Below are 8,975 nucleotides of genomic sequence, written 5' to 3' on the forward strand. Positions count from 1 at the left end.
ACGGGGTTTTTCGCCTGATTTTACATAAAAGGAAGATTACGATGAGTAAACAGCAAGTGCCGGTTCAGAAAAATGAATATCTTGATGTTGTTTTTGAGGATTTAACCCATGAAGGCGCCGGAGTTGCTAAGGTGGAAGGTTTTCCGATATTTGTTGCCCAAGCCCTTCCCGGAGAAAAAGCAAAGGTAAAGGTTACAAAGGTACAAAAGGGCTACGGCTTTGGGCGTCTGATTGAGATCTATGAAGCCAGTCCAGATCGTGTAGCACCCCCATGTCCAGTGTACCATCTCTGCGGGGGCTGCTCGCTTCAGCATGTAAGCTATGAAGGTCAATTAAAAGCAAAAGAAAAGCATGTTCGTGATGTCTTGGCAAGAATAGGAAAGCTGCCAGATGTCCCAGTCCATCCGGTTTTAGGGATGAAGGATCCATGGAAGTACCGCAATAAAGCGCAAGTTCCTGTAGGTGAGAGAGAAGGCGGATTAATTGCGGGGTTCTACCAAAAAAGGAGCCATGACATTATCAATATGGATCGCTGCATTATCCAAAAAGAAAAGAATGACGAGGTCATTCAAGCTGTTAGACGAATATGCAGTGAACACGGGATTCAAGCGTATAACGAACAAAAGCATACAGGAACGCTCCGTCACATTATGGCAAGGGTAGGGCATGCTACAGGGGAAGTAATGGTGGTATTAGTCACCCGAACGAAGGATCTTCCGAATCGAAAGCAGATTGTGAGAGAGATTACGAATAATATTGATGGTGTGAAATCAGTTGTACAAAATATCAACGAAAAACGGACCAATGTTATATTAGGAGATGAAACACGTGTACTTTGGGGAAGGGAAGTTATTTACGATACGATTGGAAATATTAAATTTGCTATCTCGGCAAAATCCTTCTACCAAGTAAACCCGGAACAAACCGAAGTTTTATATCGAAAAGCGCTCGAATATGCCGGACTGACAGGTGAAGAGACTGTTATCGATGCTTATTGTGGAATCGGAACTATTTCTCTTTTTCTTGCTGAAAATGCTAAAAAAGTGTATGGTGTTGAAATCGTGCCAGAAGCGATTGAAGACGCAAAAAAGAATGCGGAGCTGAACGGCCTCCAAGAAAAGACCGAATTCGCGGTCGGAAAAGCTGAAGAAGTGATTCCGAAATGGTATAAGGAAGGTGTTCGGGCAGATGTACTCTGCGTTGACCCACCGCGCAAGGGCTGCGATGCAGCTTTATTAGAAACCATCATAAAAATGAAACCAAAGAAGGTTGTGTATGTATCGTGTGATCCTTCCACTTTAGCAAGAGATTTGCGTATTTTAGAAGATGGAGGGTATAAAACACTTGAGATCCAGCCGGTCGATATGTTTCCGCAGACGGGGCACGTTGAGTGCGTCGCGCAGATAGTTTTAAAAGAAGCAGCTGGCCCTAAATAAGGGAGTCCTGCTGCTCTTTTATTTCAGTACTATTGGCCTCCACATTACTGTGCATAACATACTTAATTATAATTAAATTAATTAAGTATGTTAAAATAACACATATTACCTAATTAAATGGAGGCTTTACATGCAGCGTGGTACATTTCAATTAATGAAATCGGTTAATAAATCCATCGTCCTCAATAAAATACGCACATGTGAACCAATCTCAAGAGCACAAATTGCAAAAGAAACTAACTTAACACCTCCAACAGTCAGCAGCATTGTGAAAGAATTAATGGAGCAAGGTTTGGTTAGAGAAAGTACGCTCGGTGAATCGACTGGGGGACGGAAACCAACGATGTTGCATATTAACTCCGATTCTTTTTTCGTCATTGGTGTTGATGCAGGGCCACAAAAAATTGAATGTATATTGTCTGATTTAACAGGTAAGGTTTATCAACGTGCTTCTGGCCCCATCAATAGACCATTAACAAATGAACAATTTATTTCACTATTAAAGGAAAATATATACGCTTTATACAATACAATGGAAGTTGGGCAAGACAAAATTATTGGCATCGGAATCGCTATGCACGGTGCAGTGGATGTCGAAACAGGGACTTCTCTTGTAGCGCCAATCTTGAAACTGAGAAATATACCCTTGAAAGAAGTTTTAGAAGAAGAGTTTAACTTAACAGTAAAGATCGAAAATGATGCACGGGCAATGGCGTTAGGTGAATCATGGTTCGGAGGACACGGTGACGTTGAAAGCATGGTGGCTGTTAATATCGGACGTGGAGTAGGGGCCGGGATTGTGTTAAATGGAAAACTATTTCATGGTGCAGAAGGGATTGCTGGGGAATTAGGCCATATGATTATTGATATTAACGGCAAAACTTGCGAATGCGGGAATAAAGGCTGCTTACAAACCTTGGTAAGTGGTGAAGCGATTGCAGAACGTGCTGCCACAGAGATTAAGGAATGTCAGCGATTAACGGGTGAAGAAATTTTCAGGTTAGCTCAGGAAGGAAATGAATCTTGTATTCATTTGCTTCAAAGAACTGGAGAAATTATTGGAATTGGATTGACAAACCTCATTCATTTGGTTAACCCGAGAAAAATTGTACTAGGCGGGGGAGTTATGGGAAGTGAAAAGTTTATACTGCCTGAAGTTCTTCATACAATCCAGCAAAGAGCATTGACGAATGAAGCAAAACAGACTGAGATCGTTGTCACACGATTGGGCCAAGATGCAACTTTATTAGGTGCTGTATCACTTCTCTTAATTGAACTTTTTGATCCAATTTCAATTGGCTAAACCTTTTAAGGTTTAGCCTAATTTTTAATCGACAAGTTCTATATCATTCATTAATGATATTCAAGGTAAATACGGTTTGTTTCTTATATTTTTTCCCGGGCATTAAAAGGATGCTTGGGAATCCAGGGTGGTGTAATGACGCTGGTAAGCCTTGGGTTTCAAAACAAACACCTTGGTATTTTTTAGTTGTTCCCTCTAATAACACATATCCTTCAGCCATATTATTTGCAGTGTACATAACCATACCTGGTTGGTTTGTTTTTACCTTCATAATTCGTCCGCTGTGCGGTTCATCCACTATAACTTGATGTTCAGACGCATGATCAAATATAAAATAATGGTCATAGCCATTTCCAACCAAGCTATTTTGTTCGAAGGATGAATTAAAACCGGTTCCGATTTTTTGATATTTACGGAAATCAAAAGGAGTTCCAGTTACATCTATTAATTTTCCAGTTGGAATTAGCGTATGATCTAACTCCGCAAACTTACTGCTATCCATTTTAACATAATGGTTCGTTATGTTTTCCTTTGCATTTCCACTTAAGTTAAAATAAGAATGATTCGTTAAGGTTAAAGGAGTGGTTTGATCACTTGATGCTGCATAATCAAGAATCAGCTGATTATGATTATTTAATGTGTACGTTACCGAAACATCTACATTTCCAGGATATCCCCTGTCACCATCAGCACTTGTATGAGTGAGAGTAAGTCCAACAGCATCTTCATTCTCAAACGGATACACGTTCCAGATTACTTGGTGAAAGCCTTTAGGTCCACCATGCAGATGATTGGCATTATTGTTCGCTTCTAAATGGTAGGCTTTATCCTCAATGGAAAATGAAGCACCCTGAATTCTACCTGCAACTCTTCCGATAATGGCCCCGAAATAAAACGGATTCGATTCATACTCTTGATAATCTTTAAAACCTAGTACGACGTTCTCAAGATTACCGTTCTTATCAGGTACCATTAATTTTGTAATAATCCCGCCATAATCAAGAACACTAACTGATATTCCATTCTTGTTTGATAGCCTGTACTCCTTCCATTTACCGTTTATTTCGCTTGTTGATAGCATGAAGGTACCTCCGTATTGTTCAAGTAGATAATGAATCGTTCAAAAGCATCTCGTGACTTGAATACACTTGCATCTTCAAGACACCTTACGAATTTTTGCGCAAGTTCTTGCCGAAGAATGTTTTCTGCTTCCTCTCGGTCTGCTAGTACCCCATACTTTTCCTTTAACTGTTCAACCCACTCTTGATGATAGAATTCAATATGACTTGAATTACCTAGGAGGGCTTCTCGAATTTCATTTAGCTCGTCCTTTAATCTTGGCGGTAAAACCGCTAATCCCATTACTTCAATGAGTCCGATATTCTCCTTTTTAATATGATGTACATCTGCATGTGGGTGGAATATTCCAAGTGGATGCTCATCCGTTGTACGATTGTTGCGCAGAACAAGATCTAACTCAAAAACGCCATTACGATTCCTAGCAATAGGAGTAATCGTGTTATGAGGTGTTTTCCCTGAATAGGCTACAACATTAACCGATTCATCCGAATACATCTTCCAGCTCTGTAAAATATGATCGGCTGCATTTACAAGAGTATCTATATTAGATGATTTCAAACGTATTACAGACATTGGCCATTTAATAACAGTTGCCTTCATGTCAGGATAGCGTTTTATTTGAAACGAGAAAGCATCTTCGGCACGAGTCATCGCAAATTCATAGTTTCCGCCTTGATAATGGTCATGACTTAAAATAGAGCCACCAACAATAGGTAAATCTGCATTGGAGCCAATAAAGTAATGAGGGAACTTTGCTATAAAGTTTAGTAATCTTTCAAAAGCTGTTCGGTCGATTTTCATGACTCGATGTTCTTCGGAAAATAATATGCAGTGCTCGTTATAGTAAAGATATGGCGAGTATTGTAAATACCAGTTTTCCTCTGCAAGCGGGATGTTTATAATTCTATGATTTGCACGGGCAGGGTATCCGGTTCTCCCTGTATATCCTTCGTTTTCCACACAAAGCAGACATTTCGGATAGTTTCCAATTTGTTTCATTGCACGTTCTCTTTTAATTTGCTCAGGATCTTTTTCTGGCTTGGATAAATTAATCGTTATATCCATTTGACCGTACGCCGTATCTGCCTTATAAGAGATATTTTTCGCGATCCGGTTCAACTGGATATAGTTACTGTTTTTACTTAAATTAAAAAAATAATTAGTAGCGGATTCAGGTGATTCTTTATACTTCTGATGAAAGGTTGAATTGACGACAGATGGCCTTGGAACAAAGCAATTCATGATGTTTGCAGAAAGTATTTCCTTTTCGTCAAAAACATTTTGAATAATGTTGGTTTTAATCGCAAAATTGATTATTTTATCTAACAAGTTAGGGATTGAATCATCAAGAACTTCAACTTCATCGGGAAAAGTTTCCAATCCAATCAAGCCTAATACTTGGTTTTGGACATAATTTTGATCTCTTGTTTCGATTAACTCAACTTCAAGTGCTTTTTTTATAAGACTAGCAATATAGGAATAAATCATTTCGACACATCCTTTTTATACCCTTCTGGATGGGCAGAATGCCATCTCCATGCATCTTCAATTATTTTTTCAATGGAAGTACGAGTTGGATTCCACCCTAGTTTTTGTTTTGCTTTTTCAGAGCTAGCAATAAGAATACTAGGGTCTCCGGTTCTGCGTGCGCCTATTTGAGCTGGAATATCTTTACCTGTTACTCTTCGTGCTGCTTCAATTATTTCTTTTACTGAAAATCCTTGACTGCTGCCGAGGTTAAAAATATCACTTTTTCCACCATTTCTTAAGTAATGCAACGCTAATAGATGAGCATTTATAAGATCTTCAACATGAATATAATCACGGATACAAGTTCCATCAGGAGTATCATAATCTTCCCCAAAGATGGTCATATGCGATCTTTGACCTAAAGCAGTCTGCAAAATGATTGGGATCAGATGAGTCTCAGGACGATGATCTTCGCCGATTTCAGCCGTTTCCCTTGCACCAGCTACATTAAAGTAACGTAAGGAAACGTATTGAATGCCATGTGCCTGCTCTGTCCACTTCATTAATTTTTCCATGGTAAGTTTCGTTTCACCGTACGTATTTGTTGGGTTTGTTGGAACGGTTTCGGTTATTGGCACTGTTTCTGGTTCACCATAAGTAGCAGCGGTGGAAGAGAAGACGATTTTTTTTATGTTATGTTCAACCATAACCTTGAGCAATACTTGCGTCCCGAACACATTATTATCAAAATATTTAATTGGATCCTCCATCGATTCACCAACAAGTGAGTGAGCGGCAAAATGAATGACCGCATCAATGGATTCTTTCTCAAATACAGAGCGAAGAAACTCAATATCTCTCATATCTCCTTTATAAAAGACAGCCTTTGGATGTACGGCTTCTCTGTGTCCGGTTTCAAGATTATCAATAATAACAACATGTTCACCTGCGTCTAATAACTGATAAACGGCGTGTGATCCTATATAACCTGCTCCGCCTAATACTAATACACTCATGATTAGCACTCCTCTGTCATTTCTTTTACACCATCATCAATGGTCGCCGTATAGAAAGTTGCATCATAGCCAACTTTTTCACGATAAATTGCATTTACATTTTCATTAAAGGAATCTACTTTAAAAGAATCAACAATTGCAATCGCACAGCCTCCAAAACCTGCACCAGTCATACGCGCACCAATGACTCCTTCCTGTTCCCAAGCAGCCTGCACAATTGTATCAAGCTCAAGTCCTGTTACTTCATAATCGTCTCTCAATGAACGATGTGATTCATTCATTAATTGACCAAAGCTATGAAGGTCTCCTTGTTGAAGCTTTTCAAGAGCTGCTATCGTTCTGGCATTTTCATAAACCGCATGTTTAGCTCTCCTTTTATTGATATCATCCAAAATGAGATGTTTATTTTCCTCAAATTCTTCAGGAGATAGCTGACCTAAACTTTTTATTGCTAATTTATCCTGTAATTCACTTAAAGCAGTTTCACATTGATATCGTCTCTCATTGTATTTAGATCCAGTTAACGTTCGTTGTTTGTTCGTATTAATAATGATAATGACATGATTCTTCAAAATGATTGGTGCATATTTGTATTTTAACGTTTGGCAATCTAATAAAATCGCATGATTTTTCTTGCCCATACCAATAGCAAATTGGTCCATAATTCCGCTGTTAACACCTATGTATTGATTTTCAACTTTTTGCCCTAATTGCACCATAGAAATTCGTTCCATGTTTAATTCAAACAGTCCATCGAATAATGCGCCAGTTACAAGTTCAATTGAAGCAGAAGAGGAGAGGCCAGCTCCATTTGGAATATTTCCATAAAACAAAATATCGGCTCCTTGGTTGATCTCAAAGCCTGCTTCTTTCATATATAGAAGCATACCCTTCGGATAGTTTGCCCAGTTGTCAGTTTCCTTGAATGTTAAATCCTTTAAGTCTGCTTCTATAATACCTTTTTCTTTAAAGTTCATAGAATAGAAGCGGAGTTTTTCGTCATTACGTTTTACTGCAAGAGCATATGTTCCATAAGAGATAGAGGCAGGGAATACATGCCCGCCATTGTAATCGGTATGTTCTCCAATTAAGTTAATTCTTCCTGGAGCAAAAAAGACTCTAGGTGTACTGGCTGTATCGAAAATAGACTGAAACACTTGAGATAGATTAGTTGTAACCTTCATAATGCCTCCTAAGAGAAGAAAATTCAAACTTAGTTAAATAATTTAATTAAGTTACGGAAAGTTTACTTCATTCTTAGCGGAGAAGCAATAAGAATAGAGAGACTTTCAATTATTTAAAGACGTAAAAATAGATCACATTATTGTAAGAATCGTTAACCAGATAAGGATTTTTTTATAATATAATAAATTAATATGCAAAAGGGATATTTTCAGTAAGAATTTTCAGCACAATCTTATTATTATCGTCTATTCGTATATTTTGAAATTATTGAGCAGCAAAAGAATGCTTTATGACGGAGGGGTTCCATTTGTCTATCGTTCAATTTGATCAAAAATGCTGGATAATAACGGAAAGCGTACATTTATAATATCTGCTGCTGTTCATTATTTTCGCTTTTTGATGAAGTGGGAAGCTCTCCTAATGAAGTTTCATTATTTACGCTTTATAATGGATCTAGATATGCTATAGAAGTAGTTTACATATTGTACAGAGGTGATAGCAGAATGGAATCTCTCTTTTCTTTAAGAGGTAAAGTTGCTTTATTAACAGGAGCAAGCCGTGGATTAGGTCAGGGAATGGCCATAGGATTAGCTGAAATGGGCGCAGTCGTAATAGGGGCAGGAATGAGTGATATGTCAGACACACGCAAGAAAATAGAATCATTTGGCGGAACTTTTTATGAAGTGAAAATTGATTTGTCCAACGATCATGCCGCTGAACAGTTAGTGTCTGAGGCATTATCATTAACAAACAAAATTGATATCTTAGTCAATAACGCAGGAATCATTCGTCGAGCAGATGCTGAGAACTTCTCTGATGATGATTGGTTTGAAGTGATTAAAGTTAACCAGCATTCTGTTTTTCAATTGTGTCGTGAAGTAGGGAAGCATATGCTTGAAAACGGTTCTGGGAAAATTATAAATATTGCATCTATGTTATCGTTCCAGGGAGGGTTGAGAGTACCTGCATATACGGCGAGTAAGCACGCAGTAGCAGGACTGACGAAATCCTTGGCAAATGAGTGGGGTAGTAGGGGAGTGAATGTAAACGCTATCGCTCCTGGATATATGATTACAGATAATACGTCACAGCTGCGTGCAAATCAAGAACGGAATCAGTATATTACCTCAAGAATTCCACAAGGCAGATGGGGAACACCTGAAGACTTAAAAGGTGCTGTTGTATTTTTAGCGTCAGAAGCGTCTAACTATGTAAATGGACATATTTTATGCGTTGATGGTGGCTGGATGAGTTCATAAATAGTACTGAATTTTGATGCTTGAACTTAATAGAATACAGATTCATTGAAAAGGTAAAATACTAAAAACATTAGTTAGATTTTGGATTCGCTCATTTAGTGTATTTTGCAATAAAAAAGTGCAGAAAAATGCAATGAAAAATGCAGAGTTTTGCCACCCAATTTAAACCTATTTAATGGGATTTTGATAAAGCGTTAGTAAGTCTATAGCTTTCACCTGAAAATGT

Annotated in this window: 7 protein-coding genes; 3 read left to right on the forward strand and 4 right to left on the reverse strand. The window is 38.2% G+C overall.

Going from position 1 to position 8,975, the window contains the following annotated elements:
• The first annotated feature begins 41 nt into the window (after positions 1–41).
• Positions 42–1,436, forward strand: coding sequence for a 23S rRNA (uracil(1939)-C(5))-methyltransferase RlmD (rlmD, locus tag MLE14_RS16620; RefSeq protein ID WP_243299537.1), 1,395 nt, complete (start codon positions 42–44; stop codon positions 1,434–1,436).
• A 130-nt stretch (positions 1,437–1,566) separates the two neighbouring features.
• Positions 1,567–2,739, forward strand: a complete 1,173-nt coding sequence (locus MLE14_RS16625) for an ROK family protein (RefSeq protein WP_243299538.1) — start codon at positions 1,567–1,569, stop codon at positions 2,737–2,739.
• A gap of 43 nt (positions 2,740–2,782) precedes the next feature.
• Here MLE14_RS16625 and MLE14_RS16630 read toward each other — a convergent pair whose 3' ends face one another.
• Genes MLE14_RS16630 through MLE14_RS16645 form a run of 4 tightly spaced genes read right to left on the reverse strand, consistent with a single transcriptional unit; the run spans position 2,783 to position 7,489 of the window.
• Positions 2,783–3,820, reverse strand: a complete 1,038-nt coding sequence (locus tag MLE14_RS16630) for an aldose epimerase family protein (protein WP_243299539.1) — start codon at positions 3,818–3,820, stop codon at positions 2,783–2,785.
• Positions 3,799–5,307 (reverse strand): UDP-glucose--hexose-1-phosphate uridylyltransferase, encoded by a 1,509-nt coding sequence (galT, locus tag MLE14_RS16635; protein WP_243299540.1) that lies wholly within the window; start codon positions 5,305–5,307, stop codon positions 3,799–3,801. Before galT ends, MLE14_RS16630 begins: the two co-directional genes overlap by 22 nt.
• Positions 5,304–6,305, reverse strand: coding sequence for a UDP-glucose 4-epimerase GalE (gene galE, locus MLE14_RS16640; RefSeq protein ID WP_243299541.1), 1,002 nt, complete (start codon positions 6,303–6,305; stop codon positions 5,304–5,306). Before galE ends, galT begins: the two co-directional genes overlap by 4 nt.
• A 2-nt stretch (positions 6,306–6,307) precedes the next feature.
• On the reverse strand, positions 6,308–7,489 hold the full coding sequence (locus MLE14_RS16645; protein ID WP_243299542.1) for a galactokinase: 1,182 nt from the start codon (positions 7,487–7,489) through the stop codon (positions 6,308–6,310).
• Between the two features lie 504 nt (positions 7,490–7,993).
• Between MLE14_RS16645 and kduD the strand changes: the two genes are divergently transcribed.
• On the forward strand, positions 7,994–8,749 hold the full coding sequence (kduD, locus tag MLE14_RS16650) for a 2-dehydro-3-deoxy-D-gluconate 5-dehydrogenase KduD (protein ID WP_243299543.1): 756 nt from the start codon (positions 7,994–7,996) through the stop codon (positions 8,747–8,749).
• Positions 8,750–8,975: the final 226 nt, after the last annotated feature.

Origin of the sequence: Bacillus litorisediminis (assembly GCF_022808645.1) — a bacterium.
Lineage (GTDB): Bacteria > Bacillota > Bacilli > Bacillales > JC228 > Bacillus_BF > Bacillus_BF litorisediminis.